Origin of the sequence: Thioclava atlantica (genome assembly GCF_000737065.1) — a bacterium.
In the GTDB taxonomy this organism is placed as follows: domain Bacteria; phylum Pseudomonadota; class Alphaproteobacteria; order Rhodobacterales; family Rhodobacteraceae; genus Thioclava; species Thioclava atlantica.
The window spans coordinates 47,027-72,075 of sequence record NZ_AQRC01000016.1 but is presented as its reverse complement, the minus strand read 5'-3'; the positions used below and the strand labels follow the sequence as shown (position 1 = coordinate 72,075).

The 25,049-nt window shown below is 68.1% G+C and carries 20 protein-coding genes and 1 tRNA gene; 8 read left to right on the top strand and 13 right to left on the bottom strand.

The window, feature by feature from the left end; genetic code table 11:
• Positions 1-77: 77 nt before the first annotated feature.
• Complete coding sequence (locus tag DW2_RS16750; protein WP_038148318.1) at positions 78-539, bottom strand: lytic transglycosylase domain-containing protein; 462 nt, start codon at positions 537-539, stop codon at positions 78-80.
• A 92-nt stretch (positions 540-631) separates the two neighbouring features.
• Positions 632-3,064 (bottom strand): heavy metal translocating P-type ATPase, encoded by a 2,433-nt coding sequence (locus DW2_RS16745; protein ID WP_038148317.1) that lies wholly within the window; start codon positions 3,062-3,064, stop codon positions 632-634.
• Between the two features lie 136 nt (positions 3,065-3,200).
• Between DW2_RS16745 and DW2_RS16740 the strand changes: the two genes are divergently transcribed.
• From DW2_RS16740 to mnmH, 3 genes are all read left to right on the top strand, one after another.
• Positions 3,201-3,407 (top strand): YgaP family membrane protein, encoded by a 207-nt coding sequence (locus DW2_RS16740; protein ID WP_038148316.1) that lies wholly within the window; start codon positions 3,201-3,203, stop codon positions 3,405-3,407.
• 119 nt (positions 3,408-3,526) lie between these two features.
• Complete coding sequence (locus DW2_RS16735) at positions 3,527-4,111, top strand: L,D-transpeptidase (RefSeq protein WP_038148315.1); 585 nt, start codon at positions 3,527-3,529, stop codon at positions 4,109-4,111.
• Positions 4,111-5,157: a tRNA 2-selenouridine(34) synthase MnmH gene (gene mnmH, locus DW2_RS16730; protein ID WP_038148314.1), complete on the top strand. Its 1,047-nt coding sequence runs from the start codon at positions 4,111-4,113 to the stop codon at positions 5,155-5,157. Before DW2_RS16735 ends, mnmH begins: the two co-directional genes overlap by 1 nt.
• Here mnmH and selD read toward each other — a convergent pair.
• On the bottom strand, positions 5,150-7,315 hold the full coding sequence (gene selD, locus DW2_RS16725) for a selenide, water dikinase SelD (RefSeq protein WP_038148313.1): 2,166 nt from the start codon (positions 7,313-7,315) through the stop codon (positions 5,150-5,152). The genes mnmH and selD overlap by 8 nt on opposite strands.
• Before the next feature lie 137 nt (positions 7,316-7,452).
• Here selD and DW2_RS16720 point away from each other — a divergent pair.
• A tRNA-Met gene (locus DW2_RS16720) sits at positions 7,453-7,529 on the top strand.
• Between the two features lie 160 nt (positions 7,530-7,689).
• Here DW2_RS16720 and DW2_RS16715 read toward each other — a convergent pair.
• Genes DW2_RS16715 through xdhA form a run of 8 tightly spaced genes read right to left on the bottom strand, consistent with a single transcriptional unit; the run spans position 7,690 to position 17,308 of the window.
• Positions 7,690-8,775, bottom strand: coding sequence for a BMP family ABC transporter substrate-binding protein (locus DW2_RS16715; RefSeq protein WP_038148312.1), 1,086 nt, complete (start codon positions 8,773-8,775; stop codon positions 7,690-7,692).
• Between the two features lie 52 nt (positions 8,776-8,827).
• The gene (locus DW2_RS16710; RefSeq protein ID WP_038148311.1) at positions 8,828-9,760 is read right to left on the bottom strand and encodes an ABC transporter permease; all 933 of its coding nucleotides are present in this window, start codon (positions 9,758-9,760) and stop codon (positions 8,828-8,830) included.
• A complete protein-coding gene (locus tag DW2_RS16705; RefSeq protein ID WP_038148310.1) occupies positions 9,757-10,086 on the bottom strand; it encodes a hypothetical protein in 330 nt (109 codons plus the stop codon). The genes DW2_RS16710 and DW2_RS16705 overlap by 4 nt, the downstream gene beginning before the upstream one ends.
• Positions 10,083-11,162, bottom strand: a complete 1,080-nt coding sequence (locus DW2_RS16700) for an ABC transporter permease (protein WP_038148309.1) — start codon at positions 11,160-11,162, stop codon at positions 10,083-10,085. The genes DW2_RS16705 and DW2_RS16700 overlap by 4 nt, the downstream gene beginning before the upstream one ends.
• On the bottom strand, positions 11,159-12,673 hold the full coding sequence (locus tag DW2_RS16695) for an ABC transporter ATP-binding protein (RefSeq protein ID WP_038148308.1): 1,515 nt from the start codon (positions 12,671-12,673) through the stop codon (positions 11,159-11,161). The genes DW2_RS16700 and DW2_RS16695 overlap by 4 nt, the downstream gene beginning before the upstream one ends.
• Positions 12,670-13,605: a xanthine dehydrogenase accessory protein XdhC gene (xdhC, locus tag DW2_RS16690; protein WP_038148307.1), complete on the bottom strand. Its 936-nt coding sequence runs from the start codon at positions 13,603-13,605 to the stop codon at positions 12,670-12,672. Before xdhC ends, DW2_RS16695 begins: the two co-directional genes overlap by 4 nt.
• Entirely contained in the window at positions 13,602-15,929 is a 2,328-nt protein-coding gene (gene xdhB, locus DW2_RS16685; protein WP_038148306.1) for a xanthine dehydrogenase molybdopterin binding subunit, read from the bottom strand. Before xdhB ends, xdhC begins: the two co-directional genes overlap by 4 nt.
• On the bottom strand, positions 15,926-17,308 hold the full coding sequence (xdhA, locus tag DW2_RS16680; protein ID WP_156103008.1) for a xanthine dehydrogenase small subunit: 1,383 nt from the start codon (positions 17,306-17,308) through the stop codon (positions 15,926-15,928). Before xdhA ends, xdhB begins: the two co-directional genes overlap by 4 nt.
• A 244-nt stretch (positions 17,309-17,552) precedes the next feature.
• On the opposite strand from xdhA, the gene dnaE reads away from it, so the two are divergent.
• The gene (dnaE, locus tag DW2_RS16675; protein ID WP_038148304.1) at positions 17,553-21,053 is read left to right on the top strand and encodes a DNA polymerase III subunit alpha; all 3,501 of its coding nucleotides are present in this window, start codon (positions 17,553-17,555) and stop codon (positions 21,051-21,053) included.
• A gap of 3 nt (positions 21,054-21,056) precedes the next feature.
• Here the strand turns inward: dnaE and DW2_RS16670 are convergent, their stop codons facing one another.
• Positions 21,057-21,452 carry a hypothetical protein gene (locus tag DW2_RS16670; protein WP_156103007.1) on the bottom strand — a complete coding sequence of 132 codons (396 nt, stop codon included), beginning with the start codon at positions 21,450-21,452 and terminating at the stop codon, positions 21,057-21,059.
• A 29-nt stretch (positions 21,453-21,481) separates the two neighbouring features.
• Positions 21,482-21,688 carry a SlyX family protein gene (locus DW2_RS16665; RefSeq protein WP_038148301.1) on the bottom strand — a complete coding sequence of 69 codons (207 nt, stop codon included), beginning with the start codon at positions 21,686-21,688 and terminating at the stop codon, positions 21,482-21,484.
• 75 nt (positions 21,689-21,763) lie between these two features.
• On the opposite strand from DW2_RS16665, the gene hisS reads away from it, so the two are divergent.
• From hisS to hisG, 3 genes are read left to right on the top strand one after another with little or no spacing between them, the layout of a single operon-like run.
• The gene (hisS, locus tag DW2_RS16660; protein ID WP_038148300.1) at positions 21,764-23,266 is read left to right on the top strand and encodes a histidine--tRNA ligase; all 1,503 of its coding nucleotides are present in this window, start codon (positions 21,764-21,766) and stop codon (positions 23,264-23,266) included.
• Positions 23,266-24,336 (top strand): ATP phosphoribosyltransferase regulatory subunit, encoded by a 1,071-nt coding sequence (locus tag DW2_RS16655; RefSeq protein ID WP_038148299.1) that lies wholly within the window; start codon positions 23,266-23,268, stop codon positions 24,334-24,336. Before hisS ends, DW2_RS16655 begins: the two co-directional genes overlap by 1 nt.
• Positions 24,333-25,046 (top strand): ATP phosphoribosyltransferase, encoded by a 714-nt coding sequence (hisG, locus tag DW2_RS16650; protein WP_081875044.1) that lies wholly within the window; start codon positions 24,333-24,335, stop codon positions 25,044-25,046. The genes DW2_RS16655 and hisG overlap by 4 nt, the downstream gene beginning before the upstream one ends.
• Positions 25,047-25,049 lie beyond the last annotated feature (3 nt).

Sequence of the window (25,049 nt, the reverse complement as noted above, 5' to 3'; positions counted from 1 at the left end):
AAGGCGCTTGTGATCTTCACCTAGCCCCAATACCCCCGCGGAGCGTCCCGACCCGATCACGATGCGCGCCGCAGGGCTCAGCGCAGCCCGGTCGCCTTCAGCATCCCGCGCCGCTTGGCCTCGTAGTAATAGCCGCGCGCATACCACATCACCGCGCGATCCTGCGAGCCGTCGGAGACGAGCCACGCGCCGCGCAGGTATTTCACCGCGTATTTCAGGTTGGTCTCGGCATCGAGCAGGTCCGAGGGATGACCGCGAAACCCCATGCCGCGCGCGGTCTGGGGCAGGATCTGCATCAACCCGTAATAGGGGCCGTTGCGGGCCTCGGGGCGATAGCCGCTTTCGCGCTGGATCACCCGGTGCGTGAGGCTGCGCGGCACGCCGTAACGGTCGGAATAATGGTTGATGAGCCGGCGTATCTGCGGGGTCTCATTGCGGTGCAGCGCGGGGTTGTTGTCCGGCTTCGGGAGCGGATGCGGAGCACCGCCGCAGGCGGCGAGCGCACCCAGCGAGAGCAGAAAGGAACGACGAGGCAGCATGCGCGGGCTCCGGCCAGGGATTTTGGCGCAGCAAAGCCTCTGGCGCGCAAGGGAGCAAGGGGGCAGGGTTGCGGTCGGCGCCGCCTTGCCGATCAGCCTCCGGCGCGGCGCAGGCGCAACGCGTTCGTGACCACGAAGACCGAGGAAAACGCCATCGCGCCCGCCGCCAGCATCGGCGAGAGGCCGGGCCCGCCGAAGGGCACGAGAATGCCCATGGCGACCGGGATCAGCGCCACATTATAGGCGAAGGCCCAGAACAGGTTCTGCTTGATGTTGCGCATCACCGCGCGCGACAGCCCGAGCGCCTGCGCGACGCCGGTCGGGTCGCCGCGCATCAGCACCACCTCGGCCGCCTCGATCGCCACATCGGTCCCGGTCCCGATCGCGAGGCCGACATCGGCCGCGGCGAGGGCCGGGGCATCATTGATCCCGTCGCCCACGAAGGCCACTGCGCCCGATTTGCGCAGGGTCTCGACCGCGTCGCGCTTGCCCTCGGGCAGGACCTCGGCCTCGACCCGGTCGATCCCGAGCTCATCCGCCACGGCCTGCGCGGTGGCGCGCGTGTCGCCGGTGACCATCGCGACCTCGACGCCCGCCCGGTGCAACGCCGCGACGGCCGCGCGGGCCTCTGGCTTGATCGGATCGGAGAGCGCCATCAGCGCTACGACACGGTCCTCGAGCGCCATCCAGACCGGGGTTCGGCCCTTCGCGGCGAGCGCTTCGGCCTGCGCGCGGAACGGGGCGATATCCGCCCCGGCCTCGGCCATCGCGCCCGCATTTCCGATCCAGAGCTTGCCCGCCTCGACCTGGGCGCGCAGGCCCTTGCCCGAGAGTGCCTTGACCCGTTTGACAGGCGCATGGGCGATGCCGCGCGCCTCGGCAGCGCCGAGGATCGCACGGGCGAGCGGATGTTCGGAGCGGCTCTCGGCCCCCGCCGCCAAGGCGAGAATTTCGTCCTCGGAGAGCTCGGCGAGCGGATGCAGGTCGGTCAAGGCGGGTGCGCCCTGGGTCAGCGTGCCGGTCTTGTCGAAGCCGACGATGGACACCTCGGAGAGGCGCTGGAGCGCGTCGCCGCGCCGGAACAGCAGGCCCAGCTCCGCGCCGCGCCCCGTGCCCACGAGGATCGAGACCGGCGTCGCGAGCCCCATCGCACAGGGGCAGGCGATGATCATCACCGCGATCGCCGCGACGAAGGCATGGGTGAATCCCATGCCCGCGGCGAGCCAGATCAGGAAAGTCGTGAGCGAGAGCGCCATCACCACCGGCACGAAGACGCGGGTCACCTTGTCGACGAGCGCCTGGACGGGCAGTTTCGCCCCCTGCGCCTCCTCGACCATCGCGATGATGCGCGCGAGCACGGTGTCGCCCCCGGTCGCGGTGACGCGGTAGCTCAGCGCGCTCTCGCCGTTCACGGTGCCGCCGGTGATCGGATCACCTTCGGCTTTCGAGACCGGGACCGGCTCGCCGGTGAGCATGCTCTCATCGACATGGCCCGCACCTTCCACGATCACCCCGTCGAGCGCGACGCGTTCGCCCGGCGCCAGAAGCAGAATGTCTCCGGGTGTCAGATCGGCGATCGCGCGTTCCTCGATGCCGGTTTCGGTCTGCACGCGGGCGGTCTTGGGTTGCAGCCCGATCAGCCGCGAGATCGCCTCGCCGGCGCGACCCTTGGCGCGGGCCTCGAGCCAGCGGCCGAGCAGGATCAGCGTGACGATGGTTGCGGCAGCCTCGAAATAGACCCCGCGCGCGCTTTCGGGCACCAAGCCCGGCGCGATGGTGACGAGGGCGGAATATAGAAAGGCCGCGAGCGAGCCCATCGCGACGAGCGAATTCATCTCGGGCGCGCCGCGCAGGAGCGCGGGGATGCCGATGGTGAGGAAGAGCCGTCCCGGGAAGGCGAGCACCAGCGCGGTCAGGACGAACTGGATCCACCAGCTGGTGCGCTCGCCGATCGTGGTGGCGATCAGGTGATGCACGCCCGGGACCAGATGCGATCCCATCGCGAGCGCGAAGACGGGCAGGGTGAGTGCCAGCGCGGTCAGGAAGTGGCGGCGCAGGCGGCGCGCTTCCTCGGCCTGCCGCGCGGCTGCGGGTTCGGGCGGCGCGGCACGGTCGCGCGGTCGCGCGGGATAGCCCGCCTCGGTCACCGCCTTCGCGAGATCCTCGGGCGTGACGGAGCCCTCAACGTAGGAGACCTGCGCGCTCTGGGTCGCGAGGTTCACGCTCGCCGCGCTGACGCCGGGCAGCGCGGTCAGGGCGCGTTCCACCCGTCCGGCGCAACTGGCACAGGTCATCCCCTCGACATCGAGCAGCGCCTCGCCCCCCGAGGCCGGGTAGCCGGCCTTCTCGAGAGCCTCCATCAGCGAGGCCGGGGTCGCGGGCGCCTCGAACTCGACTGTGGCGGTGCGCGCCATCAGGTTCGCCCGCGCCTCCGTGACGCCGGGCTCGGCGCTCAGCGCGCGTTCCACGCGCCCGGTGCAGGCCCCGCAATGCATTGCATCTATGGTGAAAACGGTCTTGGTCATCGTGTCGCTCCTGTAGCAGAAGTGAGGTATTCGCACCTGTGGTCAAGAGTCGCGGCAACATATGCATTCTATTGAATTTATTGCGCGGGGATGATATCTCCGAGGCAAGCGCTTTCACTCTTTCCGGAGATATCCAATGAACCTCGACCGCGCCATCTTCGCCTTTGCCGGCGTCATGATCCTGATCAGCCTTCTGCTGGCCGTTTACGTGTCGATCTACTGGCTCTGGTTCACCGCCTTCATCGGCGTGAACCTCCTGCAATCCGCCTTCACCGGCTTCTGCCCGGCGGCCAAGATCTTCGGCATGTTCGGCGTGAAGGCCGGCTGCGCCTTCGACAAGTAAGGCATCGCGGCCACGCTTTCGCGGGCAAGCGCGCCCGCGACGTGGGAAATCTTGAGAGGGCGGGGCGGCTTTGCTAGCCTCGCCCTTGTTCGTTTCGTGCCTTGTGTCAGGAGTTTTCGATGGATCGCCGCGCCTTCACGCTTTCGCTCGCCGCCCTTGCGCTCAGCGGGCTTGCCGCCCGTGCCGAGGCGATCGAGCCGGAGGCCGAGAACGTGGCTGCGGGCCGCTGGCCGATCGGATCGCAATATTACCCGACGCGCGTGCGGGTGAAGCCCGATCTCCCCGTGGGTTCGATCATCATCCTGTCGGACAAGTTCTTCCTCTATCACGTCACCGCGCCCGGCGAGGCGATGCGCTACGGCGTCGCGGTGGGCAAGGCGGAGCTGACCTTCCGCGGTCAGGCCGTAGTCGGGCGCAAGGTCGAATGGCCGAGCTGGAAACCGACGCCGGAGATGATCGAGCGCGATCCCCGCTCCTATGCGAAATATGCCGACGGGATGCAGGGCGGGCCGGAAAATCCGCTCGGGGCACGCGCTATGTATCTCTATCAGAACGGCCGCGATACCGCGATCCGGATCCACGGCACGACCACCCCGAGTTCGATCGGCCATGCGGTCTCGAATGGCTGCATCCGCATGGTCAACGACCACGTGATCGAGCTATTCGACAAGGTCCCGCTCGGCACGCAGGTCACCGTCTACTGATGCAACTCACCTCCGTCGCGCAGGTCGCCGCGCTCGATTTCGATACGATCATCGACGTGCGCTCCCCCTCCGAATTTGCCGAGGATCACGTTCCCGGTGCGATCAATCTGCCCGTGCTCGACGATGCCGAGCGCGCCGAGGTGGGCACGATCTACAAGCAGGTCTCGCCTTTCGATGCCCGCAAGATCGGTGCGGCGCTGGTCGCGCAGAATGCGGCGCGCCACCTGCAGGGGGCGCTTGCCGACAAGCCCGGCGGCTGGCGGCCGCTGGTCTATTGCTGGCGGGGCGGGCAGCGCTCGGGGTCGTTCGCGACGATCCTGCGTCAGGTCGGCTGGCGGGCGGAACTGGTCGAGGGCGGTTACAAGAGCTGGCGGCGGCTGGTGATCGAGGCCAATGACGCGCCGATGCCCGGTCCGGTGGTGGTGCTCGACGGCAATACCGGCACCGCGAAGACCGACATCCTGAAATCCGCCGCGCGCCAGGGCGCACAGGTGATCGACCTCGAGGGGCTTGCAAATCATCGCGGCTCGCTGTTCGGAGCGATGGCGGGCGGGCAGTCGGGCCAGAAGGATTTCGAGACGCGCCTCGCGATGGAGGTCGCCGCGCTCGATCCGGCGCGTCCCGTGCTGCTCGAGGCGGAAAGTTCCAAGATCGGCGATCTGCAACTGCCCAAGGGCGTCTGGGACGCGATCCGCAACGCGCCGCGCATCCGCGTCCGGGCGCCGCTTTCCGAACGGGCGAGCTATCTGGCGCGCGCCTATGCCGATATCACCGCCGATCCGGAGCGGCTGCTGGCGGTGATCGAGCAGTTGCGCCCCTTCCAGCCGGCCGAGCGGATCGCCGCGTGGCAGGCGCAGGCCGTGGCCGGGGAGTATGCCGCGCTCGCCGGGGAGCTGATGCGCGACCATTACGATCCGCGCTACGAGAAGCACCGCGCTCGCCATGTCGAGGGTGAGCTGGTGGTCGAGGCCGAGCGGCTCGATGCGGAGGCGATCGAGGGGCTCGCCGCCCGGGTGGCCGAAATGGCCAGGCGTCTGACTAGCTGACGCGCAGGAAGGCCGGGCCCGGCTCGATCGCGCCGATCGCGGCCGCCTCGTATCCCGCCGCGCGCAACGAGGCGAGAATTTTTTCGACCTTTTCCGCCGGGACCGCCGCCAGAAGCCCGCCCGAGGTCTGCGGATCGTGCAGGATTTCGCTGCGCGGCCCGGGCGGCGCGGTCATCCGGCCCGCGCAATTCGCGATATTCTGCGGCAGCAGGCTCGAATGGTGCCCCGCCGCCGCGAGCTTCTCAGCGCCTTCGAGGACCGGGATCGCGGCGAGGTCGAGCCGCGCGGATACGGCCGAGGCCTCGCACAGTCCCAGCAGGTGGCCCGCCAGCCCGAACCCGGTCACGTCGGTCATCGCATGGGCATGGGGCGCGAGGATTGCGCTTGCCGGCCCCGAGGACCGCGCCATCATCTCGAGCGCTTTCGCGACGGTTGCGCCGGGGGCCGCCCCCAGCATCTCGGCGGCGAGGATCACGCCCGCGCCGATCGGCTTGGTCAGGATCAGACGGTCGCCCGGCTGCGCGCCGTCCTGCCCCAGCGGGTCGTCGCACAGCCCGGTGACGGTGAAGCCGAGACTCAGCTCCGCGCCCATCGAGGTATGCCCGCCCACGAGATCCGCCCCCGCCTCGCGGAAGGCCTCGGCCGCCGCTCCGAGCATTTCGGAAAGCGCCCGCGCGCCCAGTTCCTCGGATTGGCGGGGCAGGGTGACCTGCGCGAGCGCGGCCTGCGGGGCGGCGCCCATCGCCCAGGCATCGCTCATCGCGTGCAGCGCGACGATCCGGCCCAGCACCCAGGGATCCTCGGTGAAGGCGCGGACGTGATCGGTGGTGAAGACCTGCTTGCGCGGCCCGCAGGCAAGCACCGCCGCATCGTCGCCCGGGCCGCTGAGCACATCGGGACGCGTGGGGGCAGGGAGACCGGCCAGCGCCTCGCGCAGCGCCACCCCTCCGAGTTTCGCGCCGCAGCCGCCGCACATCGGCTTGGTCCCCAGAACCTCCTCGAGGCCTTGCGCGCGCTCGCGCGGCAGGGGCGGGGGTGCCATGATTGGCAGGTCATGGACCTTGGCCATGAACTTGCGGTCGATCCGGTCCTTCCAGCGCCACAGCCATTCCCCGTCGAGCGGCAGGCTCCATTTGTCCGCGACCGCATGCTTGCCGCCCGTCGAGATCAGCTTGAGATAGTCGCGCTGCGGCTGAAAGCGCGTGAGCGGCCGGCCCGAGAGCGCGGCCCGCAGATTGCGGAAGAGGGGCTTCGCCGCCCGCACGGCATAGACGCCGGCCTTGGGGCGCGGGGCGTGGCTCAGATGGGCGATATCGCCGGAGGCGAAGATCGCGGGGTCCGAGCTTTGCAGCGTCGGGCCGACGGTGACGAAACCGTCGGTGAGATCGAGCTCCGTCCGCTCGAGCCAGTCCGCAGGCTTGGTCGCGCCGGTTCCGATGACGAAATCGGCCCGTGCCGTCTTGCCGCCTTCGAGCAGGAGCTGCCCGGCCTCGGCCCCGGCGAGCGCCGCGCCGGTCTCGATCCTCACCCCGAGGCGCGCGCAATGGCGCAGCATCGCGCCGCGCGCCCCGCTCCCGAGCAACCGAAGCGCTTCCCGCGCCGCCTCGTAGACGGTGACGCGCGCCTGCGGCAGACGATGCGCACAGGCCATCGCCAGCTCGACCCCGGCCACGCCGCCTCCCACAACCGCGATGCGGGGCTCGGGCGGCGGGTCCGTCGCGAAGGCCTCCCAGGCATCGGCGAAGGCATCGAGGGGTTTGGCGGGCGTGACATGCTCGGAAAAGCCCGGCAGCTGCGGCATCTCCGAGGTGATCCCGATATCGAGCGAGGCCACGTCATAGGCGATGGGCGCGCGCCCGGGCACCTCGATCAGCTTGCGCGCGCGGTCGATCCCCGTCGCACGGCCCAGCACCAGACGCGCCCCGGCATGACGGGCGAGCCTGACCAGATCGAGCTGCAGTTCCTGCCGCGCGTAATGCCCCGCCACATGGCCCGGGAGCATCCCCGAATAGGCGGCGCTCGGCAGCGGGTTGATGACGGTCAGGCGCACGCCGGCCAGGGGCTTCATCCCCCACATGCGCAGCACCAGCGCGTGGGAATGCCCGCCTCCGATCAGCACGAGGTCGCGGGTCAGGGGCAGATCGGCGTCTTGGCGCATGGGGACTCCTTTCGCCCGTCATGCCTAGCCGTTGCAGGTGGTTTCGCCAATCGTCAATCTGCCGCCGGGGCCGAGGCATTTTTCGCACAAAACGCCCTTGACGGGGCGGGGCGCTTTGCCTAGTTAGCGCGGGCAGTGGCTAGGTAGCTCAGCTGGTTAGAGCACACGACTCATAATCGTGGGGTCGGGGGTTCGAGTCCCCCCCTCGCCACCACTTCCTTCCTAGGGAAGATCTGCCAAAAAGGGCGCTCGTGAGAGCGCCCTTTGCATTTTCCGGCCCCGCGCGGAATTTGCGGGCCCGGTCTCGCCGGATGCCCCGAACGCAAAAGGGCCGGCGCTTGGCCGGCCCTCGGGGTGTTCTCTGCGTGAGCGTCTTATTTCGGCGGCTCGGCGGTGATGCCCTCGACATAGAAGGTCATCGACTGGAGCTGCTCGTCGGTCGCGACCTCACCCTCGGCGAGGAAGGCCGAGCCGTCCTGCTTGTTGAGCGGGCCGGTGAAGGGATGGGCCTTGCCCGCCGCGATGTCGTCCTTGAGTTGAAGCGCCTCGGCTTTCACATCGGCCGGAACCGCGTCCGAGATCTCGCCGATCTCGACCATGCCGGTATCGATGCCGCCCCAGGTGGCCTCCGACTTCCAGGTGCCGTCCATCACCGCGCCTGCGCGCTTGACGTAATAGGGCGCCCAGTTGTCGATCGTCGAGGAGACGCGCGGCTTGGGCGCGAAGCTCGACATGTCCGAGGCCTGACCGAAGGTGATGACGTTGCCCGCTTCCTGCGCCTTCGCCTGCGGGGCGGTCGAATCGGTGTGCTGAAGCAGCACGTCGACACCGTCCGCGATCAGTGCAGAGGCCGCGTCGGCCTCTTTCGCAGGATCGAACCAGGTATAGGCCCAGACCACCTTCATCTCGACATCGGGGTTCACCTTCTTCGCCGCGAGATAGGCCGCGTTGATGCCCTGATAGACCTCGGGGATCGGGAAGGAGCCGATATAGCCGATCTTGTTGGTCTTGGTCATGCGGCCGCCGATCGTGCCCTGGATGGCGCGGCCCTGGTAGAATTTCGCGTCATAGGTCGCGACATTGTCGGCGCGCTTGTAGCCGGTGGCGTGCTCGAATTTCACGTCGGGGAATTTCTTCGCGACATTCATCACGGCATCCATGAAGCCGAAGGAGGTCGCGAAGATCAGCTTGTTGCCCTCGAGCGCCAGCTGCGTCAGCGCACGTTCTGCGTCGGGCCCTTCGGGGACGTTCTCGATGAAGGAGGTCTTCACCTTGTCGCCGTATTCGGCCTCGATCGCCTTGCGGCCCTGGTCGTGCTGGTAGGACCAGCCCATGTCGCCCACCGGGCCGACATAGATGAAGCCGATCTTGAGCGGCTCGTCTGCGGCGAAGGCGGGCAGGCCCGCGCCCGCGACGACGGCGGTCGCGGCGGAAGTTTTCAGGAAGGATCTGCGGTTCATCGGTGACTCCCAGTTGGTTGCGGGCCTCTTGAGGACCCTGAGGATGAATGCCTCAGCTCGAGGCGTGGAAGGGTTTGCCAAGGCAGGCGGGCGCGGCCTGCACGCCGTGGCGATGGATGGCGGAGAGGATGACGAGGACGACGATCGTCACCAGGTAAGGCGCCATCGACAGGATATGCACGGGGATCGCGTAGCCCGCCGCCTGAAGCTGGAGCTGGAGCGCGGTGATGCCGCCGAAGAGATAGGCCCCGAGCAGCACGCGCCACGGCCGCCAGCTTGCGAAGACGACGATGGCGAGCGCGATCCAGCCCGCGCCCGCGGTCATGCCCTCGGTCCATTGCGGCACCCGCACGAGGCTGAGATAGGCCCCGCCCAGGCCGGCAAGCGCGCCGCCGAAGGCGAGGGCTGCGAAGCGCACCGCGACGACCCGGTAACCGAGCGCATGGGCCGCGTCGTGGCTCTCGCCCACCGCGCGCAGGATCAGCCCCGCCCGGGTGAAGCGCAGCACGAACCAGACCAGCGCGACGAGGAGCAGCGAGAGATAGACCACCCAGTCATGCGAGAACAGGATCCGCCCCAGAACCGGAATGTCCGAGAGCGGCCCGAAATCGAGCTTCGGCGTGCCCGGCGGCCGCACCCCTTCATAGCCCTTGCCGATCAGCGCCGAGAGCCCGAGCCCGAACAGCGTGAGCGCAAGCCCCGTCGCCACCTGGTTCGACAGCAGAAGCTGGGTGAGCGCGGCGAAGAGCGTGGCCAGAAGGGCCCCCGCGAGCGCGCCCGCGACAAAGCCCAGAACCGGGTTGCCGGTCGTCACCGCCGCCGCGAAGCCCGCGACCGCGCCGATGATCATCATGCCCTCGACGCCGAGATTGAGGACGCCCGATTTCTCGGCCACCAGCTCGCCGGTCGCGGCGAGCAGCACCGGGGTGGAGGCGCCCATCAGGGTCGCGGTGAGGGTGATGACATCGATACCGCCGACGATCATGCGCCGCCTCCGTGTTTCCAGATCAGGACCGGGCCCCAGAGGGCGAAGCCCGCAGCCATGCCCGCGATCACCCCGCCAAGCGCCGCGTAGCGGTCGCGCCCGCGCAGCCGCGGCATCGCGGGGGCCTCGTCTTCGGGACGCGCACCCATCCGGTAGATCACCGCCTGCGAGATCCGCACCAGCGCCTCGAGCACCACGAGCAGCACCACGCCCATCAGCACCAGCCGCCAGAGGACCCCCAGCAGCGCGAAAAGATAATAGAGCCCGAGTCCCCCGAGGAAGCCGGCGAGAACGATAACCGGCAGATGCAGCGAGGGCAGCTTCATGCGATGGCCCTCCCGATGCGGATCCGGAAATTGGTCAGCACGTCGAAGGCGAGCAGGAAGAACAGCAGCATCCCCTGAAACACCTGGATCGCGGCGGAGGGCAGGCCGAGCGTGAGCTGCGCCATGTCGCCGCCGATATAGGTGAGCGCCATCAAAAGCCCCGCGAGCAGGATGCCGAGCGGGTGCAGGCGGCCGAGGAAGGCCACGATGATCGCGGTGAAGCCATAGCCCACGTTGAAGCTGTCGGTGATCTGGCCGGAGGGGCCCGCGACCTCGAACATCCCCGCAAGTCCCGCGAAGGCGCCGCCGAGGCCGAGGCAGAAGATCACCAGCCGCGCCGGCATCACGCCCGCGAAGCGCGCGGCCTTGGGGGCCTCGCCCGCGACCCGGATCCGGAAGCCCATGATGTGGCGATGCATCAGCACATAGGTGAAAATCACCGCGACGAGCGCGGCGACGACGCCCCAGTGCATCCCCGTGCCCGCGATCAGTTCGTGGTTATAGGCGGAGGGGTAATCCTGCAGGTTGCGCGAGCCGGGAAAGCCGTAGCCCTCGGGGTTCTTCATCGGGCCGAAGGCCATATAGGCGAGCAGGTTCTCGGCGACATAGACCAGCATCAGCGAGACGAGGATCTCGGAGGTGCCGAAGAACACCCGCAACAGCGCCGGGATCAGCGCCCAGAGAAGCCCGCCGAGCGCGCCGAGCACGATCATCGCGGGGAACAGCCAATGGCTCTCGGCGGGGTAGATCCTGAGCGCGAGCCAGGCTGCGAAAAGCGCGCCCATGATGTATTGCCCCTCCGCCCCGATATTCCAGATACCGGCGCGGAAGCCCACCGCGAGGCCCGCGGCGATCAGGATCAGCGGCCCCGCCTTGACCAGAAGCTGGCCGCGAAAATAGCTCGCATTGGCCCCGAAAAGCGGCTCCCAGAAGATCACGCGGATCGCCTCGACCGGGTGCTTGCCAAGCAGGCTGAACAGCAGCCCGCCCGCGATCATCGTCGCGATCACCGCGACGAGGGGGGTGGCATAGGTCCAGAGTTTCGAGGGCGTCGGGCGGCGGACAAGCGTGATCACGGCTGCGCCTCCTGCATCCCGTGCGCGCCCCCGAGCATCAGCCCGATCTCCTCGAGCGTCAGCCCCTGCATCGGACGCGGCGCGCTCAGGCGGCCTTCGTTGAGGGCGGCGAAACGGTCGGAGATTTCCATCAGCTCATCGAGATCCTGCGAAATGGCGATCACCGCCGCGCCCTGGGCCGCGAGATCGAGAAGGGCCTGCCGGATCGCGGCGGCGGCGGCCGCGTCCACGCCCCAGGTCGGCTGGTTGACCACGAGCACGGACGGGGCCTGCAAGACCTCGCGCCCGATCACGAATTTCTGGAGATTGCCGCCCGAAAGCGCCCGCGCGGCCACATGCGCCCCCGGCGTGCGGACGTCGAAGGCGGCGATGGTCTCCTCCGCGAAGCGGCGCGCGGCGCCCTGATCCACGAAGCCGTGCCGGGTGAGCGGCTTGCGCATCGTGCCGGTGAGGATCGCGTTCTCGGTCAGGCTCATCGCGGGGACCGCCGCATGGCCCAGACGTTCTTCGGGAGCGGCGAGCAAACCTTTCGCGCGGCGTCCGTTCGGACCGAGCCCGGAGATATCCATGCCGTTCAGCATCACGGTCGCGGCCGCCGAGGGGCGCTCGCCCGAAAGCGTGGCGAGCAGTTCCTCCTGCCCGTTCCCCGCGACCCCGCCGATACCGAGCACCTCGCCCGCGCGCAGATCGAAGCTCACGCCCTTCAGCGACGGGCCGAATTGCGACATCGGCGCAAGCGAGAGTTCGCGCACGCTCAACACGACATCGCCCAGCCTCCTCTCGGCCCGGTCGGTCACCTTCAGCTCGGCCCCCACCATCAGTTCGGCCAGTTCGCGCGCGGTCTTCTCGCGCGGATCGCAGGAGGCGACCACCTTGCCGCCGCGCAGGATCGTCGCGCCGTCGCACAGCGCGCGGATCTCCTCGAGCTTGTGCGAGATGTAGAGAATCGCGGTGCCCTCCGAGGAGAGCTTGCGCAGGGTGTGGAAGAGGATCTCCACCTCCTGCGGGGTCAGCACCGAGGTCGGCTCGTCCATGATCAGGAGTTTCGGATCCTGCAGCAGGCAGCGCACGATCTCGACCCGCTGGCGTTCGCCCGCGGAGAGATCGCCCACCAACCGCATCGGGTCGAGCGGCAGGCCGTAGGCGGTGGAGATCTCGCGGATCCGCGCCGCGAGCTGGCGCATCGGCGGCGGGGTCTCCATCCCGAGCGCCACGTTCTCGGCCACGTTGAGCGCCTCGAAGAGCGAGAAATGCTGGAACACCATCGCCACCCCGGCGGCGCGCGCCGCGCGCGGATCGGCCGGGGCGAAGGGCTGGCCTGCGAATTGCATGCTGCCCGCATCGGGCTTGACCAACCCGTAGATCATCTTGACCAGCGTGGATTTGCCCGCGCCGTTCTCGCCCAGAAGCGCATGAACCTCGCCGGGCCTCACGGAGAAACCGACGCCGTCATTCGCCACGACGCCGGGATAGGCCTTGGTCAGCCCTTCGATCTTCAACAGCTCGCTCACCCGGCACGCATCCCCATGGTCTCGGCAGCCCCCGCTTCGTTCAGGTCTCTCACTAGCGCGGCGGCGACCCCGAGGGCAATGGCCTGAGGGTGCTTGCCGAGGCTCGGGTCGCCTATCGGGCAGGCAATGCGCGAAATTTGTGCGTCACTGTGGCCAAGTGCGCGCAGCCGCTTGCGAAACCGGGCCCATTTCGACGCCGATCCGATCAGGCCGAGCGTGCCGAACCCGTGGCCGAGAAGCCGGTGGCACAGCTCGAGATCGAGCGCATGTGAATAGGTCAGTACAAAGTGGCGCGCCGTCGCGGGGGCGAGCGGCACCAGCCGGGCCGGGTCTTGCGCGATGAGCGGGGTGACGCCTTGAGGGATCGCTTCGGGAAACCGCTCCGCGCCGCTATCGGTCCAGGAGATCGCCAGATCGGGCAGGGGGTGGAGCGTGCCGACAAGGGCGCGCCCGACATGACCCGCGCCCCAGATCCAGACCGGGGTGGCGGGCGGGGCGACGCGTTCGATCAGCCAGGCGCCGGTCAGCAAGGGGGGCGCCGCGCCGCGATCGCGGGCCCGGGCGAGGGCGCGGGTCACGGCAAGCGGCGCGGCGCCTGCGCCGCCGACCGGGCGGGCATGCCACGCGCCCTCGATCCGGGCGATGCGCTGCGTGTCGAAGCGCTCATAGGCCAGCGTGACCGCCCCGCCGCAACATTGGCCCATCGCAGGTCCAAGCGGCACGGTCTCGAGCCCCTCCATCCCCGCCCGCGCCTTCGCGATCGCCGCGAATTCAAGCGCGCCGCCGCCGATCGTGCCTTCGCACCGATCGGGCCAGACCAGCATCGCCGCGCCTTCCTCGCGCGGGGTCGAACCCTGCACGCGCGCCACCACCACGCGGGTGAAGGGACCGCGTTCGGCCATCCGTGCGAGATATCCGGGATCGAGGCTCATGCCGCGCCCCGTGCGCGCCGCACCGCGTCCAGCACCGCCTCGGGCGTGGCGGGCGCGCGCAGCGCCGGCCAGTCCGGCCCGCAGGCCCTGCAGGCATCTTCCAGCGCGAGGAAGGCGGAGATCGCCAGCATGAAGGGCGGTTCGCCCACCGCCTTGGAGCGGTAGATCGTCTCCTCGCGATTGGGTTCGTCCCAGAGCGCGACGTTGAAGATGCGCGGCCGGTCCGAACAGGCGGGGATCTTGTAGGTGGAGGGCGCATGGGTGCGCAGCCGCCCGGCCGCGTCCCAGACCAGTTCCTCGGTCGTCAGCCAACCCGCACCCTGAATATAGCCGCCCTCGATCTGCCCGATATCGATCGCCGGATTGAGAGACTTGCCCGCATCATGAAGGATATCGGTGCGCAGGATCCGGTTCTCGCCGGTGAGCGTGTCGATCACCACCTCGGTCACCGCCGCGCCATAGGCGAAATAGAAGAACGGCCGGCCCTGACCCTTGATCCGGTCCCAGCTGATCCGGGGAGTTGCGTAGAACCCGGTCGACGAAAGCGAGATCCGCGCCGCATGGGCCTGCCTGGCCACCGTCGCGAAGGGCAGGGCGGTTTCGCCCGCACGCACCTCGCCCGCCTCGAAACGCACCTCCCCGGGCGCACAGCCCGTGCTCTCGGCCATGAATGCCGCGAGCCGCGCCTTGATCGTCTCGCAGGCGGCCTTCACCGCCATGCCGTTCAGATCCGCCCCGGACGAGGCCGCGGTGGCCGAGGTATTGGGCACCTTGTCGGTGGCGGTGGCAGTGATGCGCACTTCCTCGTCGCGGACCCCGAAGATCGAGGCCGCGACCTGACAGACCTTGCGATGCAGGCCCTGGCCCATCTCGGTGCCGCCGTGATTGAGCTGGATCGAGCCGTCCGAATAGACATGTACAAGCGCGCCCGCCTGGTTGAGCTGGGTCAGCGTGAAGGAGATCCCGAATTTCACCGGTGTCAGCGAAAGCCCGCGCTTGAGCGTCGCATTCGCATCGTTCCACGCCGCGACCTTCGCCCTGCGCGCGGCGAAATCCGCGCTTTGGGCAAGTTTCTCGGTGATCCCGCCGAGGATGAAATCCTCGACCGGCTGGCCGTAATGGGTCTCCCCCGCCTTCCAAATGCCGGAAATATCCCCGGGGGTCCGGGGGCAGGCAGCCCCCGGCCTCTCCGCATAGAAATTCCTCTGCCGCAGCTCGAGCGGGTCGCGCCCCATCGCATGGGCCAGATGATCGAGCGCCACTTCGGTCGCGATCATCCCCTGCGGGCCGCCGAAGCCGCGAAACGCGGTCGCGCTCTGGGAATTGGTACGCAGCCGATGGCTCTCGATGCGGATATTGGGCAGGTCATAGGCGCTGTCGGCATGCAGCATCGCGCGGTCGCAGACCGGCAGGCTGAGATCGGGCGACCAGCCGCAGCGCACGAGATGGGTGAACTCGGCCGCGACGATCCGTCCCTCGGCATCTGCGCCGATCCGGTAGCGCACCCGGAAATCGTGCCGCTTGCCGGTGATCATCATGTCGTCGTCGCGGTCATAGCGCATCTTGCAGGGCCGGCCCGTCGCGCGCGCGGCCACCGCGCAGGCGATGGCGAGCGGGTTGCCCTGACTCTCCTTGCCGCCGAAGCCGCCGCCCATCCGGCGCATCTCGACGCGCACGTCATGCATCGCGCAGCCCAGGGCATCGGCCACCTTGTGCTGCACCTCGGTCGGATGCTGCGAGGAGCACCGGATCACCATGCCCTGATCTTCGGGCAGGGCGAGCGCGGCCTGGCCCTCGAGGTAGAAATGCTCCTGCCCGCCGATATCGAAGCTGCCCTCGACGCGATGCACCGCCTGCGCGAAACCCGCCGCGACATCGCCCCGGCCCCAGATCACGGGCCCGCCCTCGAAATGGCTTTTCGCCGCCAACGCCTGCTCGACGGTCAGGATCGCGGGGCGCGGTTCGTAGTCCACCTTGGCAAGCCGGGCGGCCTTGCGCGCGGCGAGATGGCTCGTCGCGGCGACGAGGAAGATCGGCTGACCGACATAATGCACAACGCCTTCGGCCAGAACCGGCTCGGGCTCGGGTGCGGGCGAGGCGTTGTTGGCGAAGGGCATGTCGGCGGCTGTCAGCACCGCGACCACGCCGGGGGCTGCGCGCACCGCCTCGAGATCGAGCGCGGTGATCCCGGCATGGGCCTCGCTCGAGAGGCCGAAAGCGAGGTGAAGCGTGTTCGCGGGGCAGGGGATGTCGTCGACATAGCGCGCGGCCCCGGTGACATGGAGATGCGCGGAATCGTGTTCCTTGCGGGTTCCGACGCTCATGGCTGCACCTCGAGAATGCTCTGTGCGCCTTCCGCCTCGCGCAGGTAGCGTATCAGCATCGCCTTGGCCGCCTCCATCCGGTAGCGGGCCGAGGCGCGCATGTCCGAGAGCGGGGTGAAATCGTCCTCGAGCGCAGGCAGCGCGGCCGTGATCGCCGCTTCGGTGAAGGGCTGGCCGTCGAGCGCCGCTTCGAGGGCCGCGGCGCGTTTCGGGATCCCCGCCATGCCGCCGAAGGCGAGGCGCGGGGCCCGAATCCGACCCTCTTCGCGGGGAATGCTGAGCGCGCCACAGACCGCCGAGATGTCCTGATCGAAGCGTTTCGAAAGCTTGTAGCAGGTCAGCGCAGGGGCGGATTTCGGCAGCGTGACGCTTTCGACGAATTCGCCGGGCGCGCGGTCCTGCTTGCCGTATTCGAGGAAGAACGCCTCGAGCGGGATCGTACGCCGCGCGGCGCCCTTGCGCAGGGTGAGCCGCCCGCCCATCGCGATCAGCGCGGGCGCGCCGTCGCCGATCGGCGAGCCGTTGGCGATATTGCCGCCGATGGTCGCGGCCTGCCGGACCTGCTCGGAGGCGAAGCGGCGAAGCAGCTCGGCGAAGGCCGGATGCGGGGTGGCCATCGCTGCGCGCAGGGCCGCGATGGTGACGCCCGCGCCGATCGCGAACCCGTCCGCGGTCTCCTCGATGCGCTGAAGGTCGCGGCATTGGCCCAGAAAGGCGACCTCGCCGAGTTCACGCAGCTGCTTGGTGACCCAGAGCCCGACATCGGTCGCGCCTGCGATCAGGGTGGCCTCGGGATGGGCGAGGTACCACTCGGCCAGGTCGTCGGCGCTTTGGGGCAGGAAGGTGGGGGCTGTCTGCCCCCGCACCCCCGAGGATATTTCGGGCATTTGGAGGGGGGTGTCGCGCATCCAGTCGGGGACGGGCGCCTCTTCGGCGGCCTTCGCCGCGCGGATGATCGGCGCGTAGCCCGTGCAGCGGCACAGATTGCCCGCGAGCAGGTCGTCATGATCCTTGCGGCCATTGAGATGCGCCGCCGCCATCGAGGCGATGAAGCCCGGCGTGCAGAAACCGCATTGCGAGCCGTGATGCGCGATCATCGCCTCCTGCACCGGGTGAAGCGCGCCTTGCGGCCCCGCGATTCCCTCGACCGTGCGCAGCGCGCGGCCATGCAGATGCGGCAGCATCATCAGGCAGGCATTGAGCGGTTTCGCCCCCGTCTCGTCGGTCACGATCACCGAGCAGGCCCCGCAATCGCCCTCGTTGCAGCCCTCCTTGGTCCCGGTCAGCCCTTCGCCGCGCAACCAGTCCAGCACCGATTGCGTCGGGTCGTTCACCGTGACGACCCGGGTTTCTCCGTTCAGAAGAAACGTGATCTGCATCAGAAAATTCCGCCGCCTTACCGAGGTCCCTGTCCTGCGCGCGCGCCCGCTCGATGCGGCGTAGAGAAGGCGGCCCGGGCTTCAGCAAAACCGATCGGAGCGGGGCTTGGCAAGGAAATTGAGGGGCGGGGCTGCCTCGAATCTGATCCGGTGGTCAAATTTTGGGCGACGGGTGCCGGACGTGTCCCGTAGTTGGCGTCGCGAGAGGCTGGCGCGGGGGCGCGGCCGGGGCTAGCTTGTGCCCATGACCAGCCCCCGATTCATCCATCTGCGCGTCCATACCGAATATTCGCTTCTCGAGGGCGCCGTGCCCGCGAAGAAACTGGTGAAGATGTGCGAAAGCGCGGGCATGCCCGCGGTCGCCGTCACCGATACCAACAACATGTTCGCGGCGCTCGAGTTCTCCGTCACCGCGATCGGGGCGGGGTTGCAGCCGATCATCGGTTGCCAGGTCTCTCTCGAATACGATCCGGCCAAGCCCGGCGAGAAGCCGCGCCTGCCTGCGCCGATCGTTCTGCTCGCGCAATCCGAGCGCGGGTACGAGAACCTGATGAAGCTCAATTCGTGCCTCTATCTCGACAAGCACGGGGCGCAGGTGCAGGTGACGCTGGAGGAGCTGGAGGCGCATTCGGAGGGGCTGATCTGCCTCGCGGGCGGCCCCGACGGTCCGATCGGCCGCCTGATCCGGAACGGGGCGAAGGACCGGGCCAAGGCGCTGCTGCAAAGGCTTGCCGGCTTCTATCCGAACCGGTTCTATGTCGAGTTGCAGCGCCATCCGGGCGAGGGGGGGAGCCTGCCCGAGGCGGAGATCGCGACCGAACGCCCCTTCGTGGAATGGGCCTATGAGCTGGGCCTGCCCCTGGTCGCCACGAACGACGTCTATTTCCCGAAAACCGAGATGTACGAGGCCCATGACGCGATGATCTGCATCGCCGAGGGCGCCTATGTCGACCAGATCGAGCCGCGTCGCAGGCTGACGCCGCAGCATTACTTCAAATCCGAAGGCGAGATGGTCGCGCTTTTCGCCGATCTTCCCGAGGCGGTGGAGAACACCGTCGAGATCGCCAGACGCTGTGCCTTCGCCGCTTATCGACGCAAGCCGATCTTGCCGAAATTCGCCGATGACGAGGTCGAGGAACTGCGCCGACAGGCTTGGGACGGGCTGCGCGCGCGTCTTGCGGTGATCCCGCATGCCGCGCCGGTCGAGGACTATGAGAAACGGCTTCAATTCGAGCTCGATATCATCGAGCAGATGGGCTTTCCCGGCTATTTCCTGATCGTTGCCGACTTCATCAAATGGGCCAAGGAGCACAACATCCCGGTCGGACCGGGGCGGGGCTCGGGTGCGGGCTCGCTGGTGGCCTATGCGCTAACCATCACCGACCTCGATCCGCTGCGCTATTCGCTGCTCTTCGAACGCTTCCTCAACCCCGAACGCGTCTCGATGCCGGACTTCGATATCGACTTCTGCATGGATCGCCGCGAGGAGGTGATCCAGTACGTGCAGGAGAAATACGGCCGCGAGAAGGTGGCGCAGATCATCACCTTCGGCGCGCTTCTGTCGAAGGCGGCGGTGCGCGATGTGGGGCGCGTGCTGCAGATGTCCTACGGCCATGTCGACAAGCTCTCGAAGCTGATCCCCGTCGAAGGGGTGAAGCCGGTCTCGATCGAGAAGGCGCTGGCCGACGAGCCGCGGCTGCGCGAGGCGGCGCGCAACGAAGAGGTGGTGAAACGCCTTCTCGATTACGCGCAGGCGGTCGAGGGGCTGTTGCGCAACGCCTCGACCCACGCCGCCGGGGTGGTGATCGGGGACCGGCCGCTCGACGAGTTGGTGCCGCTTTATCAGGATCCGCGCTCGGACATGCCCGCGACCCAGTTCAACATGAAATGGGTCGAACAGGCGGGTCTGGTGAAGTTCGACTTTCTCGGGCTGAAGACGCTGACGGTGATCCAGTCGGCGATGAACCTGATCTTCAAATCGGGCCGGCCGCTGCATGTCGATGCGCAGGGCAACACGCTTTACGAACCGGCCGAGGGCGCGGAGAACCTGATCAACGCGATCCCGCTCGACGACCCGAAGACCTACAAGCTCTATTCGGACGCGAAGACGGTGGCGGTGTTCCAGGTGGAATCGGAGGGCATGAAATCGGCCCTGCGCCAGATGAAGCCCACCTGTATCGAGGATATCGTCGCGCTCGTGGCGCTCTATCGTCCGGGCCCGATGGAGAACATCCCCGTCTATTGCGAGGTGAAGAACGGGCTGCGCGAGATCACCTCGGTCCATCCGACCATCGACCATATCCTCGAGGAAACACAGGGCATCATCGTCTACCAGGAGCAGGTGATGCAGATCGCGCAGGTCATGGCGGGTTACTCGCTCGGCGGCGCGGACCTGCTCCGCCGCGCGATGGGGAAGAAGATCAAGGAGGCGATGGACGCCGAGCGCCCGAAATTCGAGGCGGGGGCTGCCAAGAACGGGGTCGAGAAGAAGAAGGCCTCGGAGGTGTTCGACCTTCTCGAGAAATTCGCCAATTACGGCTTCAACAAATCGCACGCGGCGGCCTATGCGGTGGTGTCCTATTACACCGGCTGGCTGAAGGCGAACCACGCGGTCGAGTTCATGGGCGGGGTGATGAATTGCGATATTCATCTGACCGACAAGCTCGCGATCTATGCCGACGAAGTTCAAAAGAAACTCGGGATCGAGATCATCCCGCCTTGCGTGAACCGCTCGCTCGCGATGTTCGACGTGGTCGATCAGAAACTGGTCTATGCGCTGGGCGCGCTCAAGAACGTGGGCGTCGAGGCGATGCAGATGATCGTCACCGCGCGCGGCGAGGAGCCTTTCCGGGATCTGTTCGATTTCGCCCGCCGGGTCGACATGAAACGCGTCGGCAAGCGCCCGCTGGAGATGCTCGCGCGGGCCGGGGCCTTCGACCTGCTCGATCCGAACCGCAAGCGCGTCTTCGAATCGCTCGAATCGCTGATGGCCTGGTCGGGCGCGGTGATCGAGGCGGCGCAGAGCGCGCAGGTTTCGCTCTTCGGCGAGGCGGGCGACGATCTGCCGCCGCCGCGTCTGGCCGATACCGATGACTGGCTGCCCGGAGAGCGTCTGGCCGAGGAACACAAGGCGATCGGCTTCTACCTCTCGGGCCACCCGATCGAGGATTTCCTGCCCGCGCTCAAGCGCAAGAATGTTCTGAGCTGGGAAGAGGTGCAGCAAAAGGCCCAAGGCGGCCCCTTCATCACCAAGATCGCGGGCGAGGTCGCCTCGGTGCGCGAGAAGAAATCGGCCAAGGGCAACCGGTTCGCCTTCGTGGCGCTGTCGGATGCGTCGGGTCCCTATGAGGTCGCCTTCTGGTCGGAGGCGCTCGAGGCATGCCGCGACATGCTCGAGACCGGCAACCTTCTGGTGCTGACGGTGAAGGTCGAGGTCGATGGCGAGTCGGTGCGGCTGGTCGCGAATGCCGCGCAGCCCGTCGACAAGGCGACCGCGGATGCGGGGTCGTCGGGGCTGCTGATCCATCTCGACGACGTGCAGGCGCTGCCCTCGATCGCCTCGCTGCTGGGCCGGATCGAGCAGGAGGGCAAGGTCCGCTCGCGCGGGCCGGTGCATTTCATGGTCTTCGATCCCGAGCGCAACTGCCGCTACAAGATCGCCGCGGGCCGCGAGTTTCCGGTCAATCCACAGGTGAAGGGGGCGCTCAGGAGCTTGCGCGGTGTGGGGCAGGTCGAAGAGGTCTGATCCTCAGATCCGCCGCGCGCTCCAGGCCAGCCGCACCATGATCGCGGCGGACAATGCGACCGCGAATTCCACGCAACGCAGGAACGCCACCCCGCGCAGACGGTCCTGCGCATCCACCGACTCGCGGATCGCGCCCGCGATGGCGTGCATCTCGATCCAGCCGCTCACCGCGAGAAGCGCGACGCCGAGGACGGCGACACTGACCAGAAACTGGGCCTGGCGGTGCGTGCGCAGGGTCCAGGCCAGCAAGCTCAGAAGCGGGAGCATGACGAAGATCTGCAACGCGACGATGCCGCTGCGCTCCCAGAGATCGAAGCGCTCGATCGCGGCGTCGAGATGGAAGCCGAGGGGCCAGACCAGCAAGCCGGTATAAAGGAGCGCCTGGGCGCCCAGACACACTCCGGACACTCCCCAGAGCGCGTTCAGCATTACCAGTGCGGCGGTTTCTGATCGGCGAGCGGAACCTGCCCGCCGCCTTCATATTCGCGCTCGGCCTCGCGTTCGATCAGCAGGCCCAGCTGCCGCTCGAGACGCTCGATCCGGCGGCCCTGTTCGACGACAACGTCGGAGAGTTCCTCCACCGTCCGCGTCAGATAGGCGATCTGTTCTTCCGCGCGCTCAACCCGATCCTGCATCTGTCGTCCCTATCGCTTGCCGGGGCCAGCCCCTTGGGCTACACCCTCGCGCGAGATAAGATCAGGTGCAAGCCGATGGCGAAACAGAAAAAGCAGCCCCGTCCCAAGGCCGAGACCCCGAAGGGCTTCCGCGACTATTTCGGCGCGGAGGTGACCGAGCGGGCCGAGATGCTCGCGAAGATCGCCGAGGTCTACCGCGCACATGGGTTCGAGGCGCTCGAGACCTCGGGCATCGAGACGGTCGAGGCGCTCGGGAAATACCTCCCCGATGTGGACCGTCCCAATGCCGGCGTCTTCGCCTGGCAGGAAGAGGATGACGGCAAGTGGCTGGCGCTGCGCTATGACATGACCGCGCCGCTGGCGCGCGTCGCGGCGCAATACCGCAACGATCTGCCCTCGCCCTATCGGCGCTACACGATGGGCCCGGTCTGGCGCAACGAAAAGCCGGGGCCGGGGCGGTTCCGCCAGTTCTATCAATGCGATGCCGATACGGTGGGCGCCTCCTCGGTCGCGGCCGATGCCGAGATCTGCGGGATGCTCGCGGATGCGCTCGAAGCGGTGGGCATTCCGCGCGGCGACTACGTCGTGCGGGTGAACAACCGCAAGGTTCTGAACGGCGTGATGGAGGTCGCGGGCGTGCTCGATCCGGCCGACCCGTCGAAATTCGAACACGAGCGCGGCATCGTCCTGCGCGCGATCGACAAGTTCGACAAGTTCGGCGAGGAGGGCGTGCGGCTCCTGATGGGCAAGGGCCGGTTGGACGAGTCCGGCGATTTCACCGACGGGGCGGGGCTTTCGGACGCGCAGGCCGATACGGTGATGAGCTTCATGGACGCCAGGCGCGCCGACAATGCGGCCACGGTCGCGCGGCTGCGCGAGCTGGTCGCGGGCTCGGCGCTCGGTTCGGATGGCGTGGCGGAACTCGAACAGATCGCGGCGCTGCTCGACGCGCAGGGTTACGGCCCCGACCGGATCGTGATCGACCCCTCGGTGGTCCGCGGCCTCGGCTATTATACCGGCCCGGTCTTCGAGGCCGAACTGACCTTCGAGATCACCGACGAGAAGGGGCGCCCGCGCCAATTCGGCTCGGTCGCGGGCGGCGGGCGCTATGACGATCTCGTCAAGCGCTTCACCGGTCAGGAAGTGCCCGCGACCGGCGTCTCGATCGGGGTGGACCGGCTTCTGGCCGCACTGCGCGCCAAGGGGCGCATCGGCGGCACCGCGCAGGGTCCTGTCGTCGTGACCGTGATGGATCGCGACCGGATGGCCGAGTATCTCGGAATGGCGAGCACGCTGCGCGCGGCGGGCATCCGCGCCGAGGTCTATCTCGGGAACCCGAAGAATTTCGGCAACCAGCTCAAATATGCCGACAAGCGCGAGAGCCCGGTGGCGATCATCCAGGGCTCGGACGAGGCGCAACGCGGCGTCGTCCAGATCAAGGACCTGATCCTCGGTGCCAAGATCGCGCAGGACGCCACGGTCGAGGAATGGAAATCCCAACCCGCGCAATTCGAGGTGCCCACCGCCGAAATGGTTGAAAAAGTGCAAGAGATCCTAGCGCGCTACGGGGCGGAGTGATGGCGGACAAGGCGCAGTCTCGGGCGATGGCTGCCCGGCTTCTCGAAGCGTTCCGCGCCGCCGGAGCGCTCGAGGTCACGCCCGATATCCTGCAACCCGCCGAGGCGCTGCTCGACCTCTATGGCGAGGATATCCGGGCCCGCGCCTATGTCACCGCCGACCCCCTGCGCGGCGAGATGATGCTGCGCCCCGACTTCACCGTGCCGGTGGTTCAGGAGCACATGGCGAACGGCGCCGAGCCTGCCCGCTACGCCTATGCAGGCGAGGTTTTCCGCCGCCAGGACCATCGCGGCCCGGCCCGCTCGAACGAGTATTTCCAGGCCGGGTTCGAACTCTTCGACCGCACCGATCCCGAAGCCGCCGATGCCGAGGTCTTCGCGCTCTTCGAGGGGCTGCTCGCGAAACTCGATCTGACTGCGACGATCGGGGATATGGGGCTCCTGCGCGCGGCCGTCGACGGGCTCGACACCCTCCCCGAACGCAAGGCCGCGCTCGCCCGGCACATCTGGCGGCCCCGGCGCTTCCAGCATCTTCTCGCCCGCTATTCCGGCCAGATCCCGGTCCCGCAGGCGCGCGCCGATCTGCTCGCCGGGACCCGCTCCGAGGCGCCCTGGATCGGGCTTCGGACCCCCGAGGAGATGGAGACGCGGATCGCGGCGCTCCATGCCGATGCCGAGGCCCCGCCGATCGCGGCCGCGGATGTCGTGGCCCTCAACGCGCTGGCCGAGCTGCGCTGCCCGGCCGATCGCGCCCCCGACGCGTTGCGCGCACTCGGGATCGGCACGCTCGAGCCGGCCATCGCGCGGCTCGAACGCCGTCTCGAAGCGCTCGCCGCGCGCGGCATCGACCCGGCCGCGCTGCGCTTCGATGCCGGTCATGGCCGCTCGACGATGGAATATTACGACGGGTTCGTCTTCACCTTCTCCGCCGCCGATCCCGCGCTGCCGCCGGTCTGCCTCGGCGGCCGGTACGACGCGCTGACCCGGCAACTGGGGCAGGGGCGCGAGATCCCGGCCGTTGGGGCGGTGATCCGTGCGGGGCTGATGGCCGATCTGGAGGCCCGGAAATGAGCGATCCCATGATCAAACTCGGTGTGCCCTCCAAGGGCCGTCTGATGGAGAAGACCTTCGAGTGGTTCGCCGAGCGGGAGATCACGCTCAAGCGCACCGGTTCGGAACGCGAATATGCGGGCGCGGTCGAGGGCGCCGATGGCGTTGCGCTGGTGCTCCTCTCGGCGGGCGAGATCCCGCGCGAACTGGCCGCCGGGCGCATTCATCTCGGGATCACCGGCTCCGATCTCGTGCGCGAGAAGCTCGCTGACTGGGATAGCCAGGTCGCCGCCCTCGCGCCGATGGGCTTCGGCCATGCCGACCTGATCATCGCGGTGCCGTCCTGCTGGTCGGATGTCGACAGCCTCGAGGACCTCGACGCGGCCGCGCACCGTTTCCGCGCGACCCATGGGTTCCGGCTGCGGATCGCGACGAAATACCATCGGCTCGTGCGCGAGTTCCTGATCCGCGAGGGCGTGGCCGACTGGCAGCTCGTCGACAGCCAGGGCGCGACCGAGGGCACGATCGCCAATCTCACCGCCGAAGCCGTGGCCGACATCACCTCGAGCGGCGAGACGCTGCGCGCCAACCACCTCAAGATCCTCTCGGACGGTCTCATCCACCAGAGCCAGGCGACGCTGTTCGCCTCGCGCGCGGCCGACTGGAACGGCAAGCAGATGCGCCTCGGCGATCTCGCCAAACAGCTCGGGGTAGCCGCGCCGGAACTCTGAACT

Excerpts from the sequence above, each read along its gene's own strand:
- DW2_RS16750 (WP_038148318.1), bottom strand. The coding sequence starts at position 539 with ATGCTGCCTCGTCGTTCCTTTCTGCTCTCGCTGGGTGCGCTCGCCGCC.
- DW2_RS16745 (WP_038148317.1), bottom strand. The coding sequence starts at position 3,064 with ATGACCAAGACCGTTTTCACCATAGATGCAATGCATTGCGGGGCCTGC.
- DW2_RS16740 (WP_038148316.1), top strand. The coding sequence starts at position 3,201 with ATGAACCTCGACCGCGCCATCTTCGCCTTTGCCGGCGTCATGATCCTG.
- DW2_RS16735 (WP_038148315.1), top strand. The coding sequence starts at position 3,527 with ATGGATCGCCGCGCCTTCACGCTTTCGCTCGCCGCCCTTGCGCTCAGC.
- mnmH (WP_038148314.1), top strand. The coding sequence starts at position 4,111 with ATGCAACTCACCTCCGTCGCGCAGGTCGCCGCGCTCGATTTCGATACG.
- selD (WP_038148313.1), bottom strand. The coding sequence starts at position 7,315 with ATGCGCCAAGACGCCGATCTGCCCCTGACCCGCGACCTCGTGCTGATC.
- DW2_RS16715 (WP_038148312.1), bottom strand. The coding sequence starts at position 8,775 with ATGAACCGCAGATCCTTCCTGAAAACTTCCGCCGCGACCGCCGTCGTC.
- DW2_RS16710 (WP_038148311.1), bottom strand. The coding sequence starts at position 9,760 with ATGATCGTCGGCGGTATCGATGTCATCACCCTCACCGCGACCCTGATG.
- DW2_RS16705 (WP_038148310.1), bottom strand. The coding sequence starts at position 10,086 with ATGAAGCTGCCCTCGCTGCATCTGCCGGTTATCGTTCTCGCCGGCTTC.
- xdhC (WP_038148307.1), bottom strand. The coding sequence starts at position 13,605 with ATGAGCCTCGATCCCGGATATCTCGCACGGATGGCCGAACGCGGTCCC.
- xdhB (WP_038148306.1), bottom strand. The coding sequence starts at position 15,929 with ATGAGCGTCGGAACCCGCAAGGAACACGATTCCGCGCATCTCCATGTC.
- xdhA (WP_156103008.1), bottom strand. The coding sequence starts at position 17,308 with ATGCAGATCACGTTTCTTCTGAACGGAGAAACCCGGGTCGTCACGGTG.
- dnaE (WP_038148304.1), top strand. The coding sequence starts at position 17,553 with ATGACCAGCCCCCGATTCATCCATCTGCGCGTCCATACCGAATATTCG.
- DW2_RS16665 (WP_038148301.1), bottom strand. The coding sequence starts at position 21,688 with ATGCAGGATCGGGTTGAGCGCGCGGAAGAACAGATCGCCTATCTGACG.
- hisS (WP_038148300.1), top strand. The coding sequence starts at position 21,764 with ATGGCGAAACAGAAAAAGCAGCCCCGTCCCAAGGCCGAGACCCCGAAG.
- DW2_RS16655 (WP_038148299.1), top strand. The coding sequence starts at position 23,266 with ATGGCGGACAAGGCGCAGTCTCGGGCGATGGCTGCCCGGCTTCTCGAA.
- hisG (WP_081875044.1), top strand. The coding sequence starts at position 24,333 with ATGAGCGATCCCATGATCAAACTCGGTGTGCCCTCCAAGGGCCGTCTG.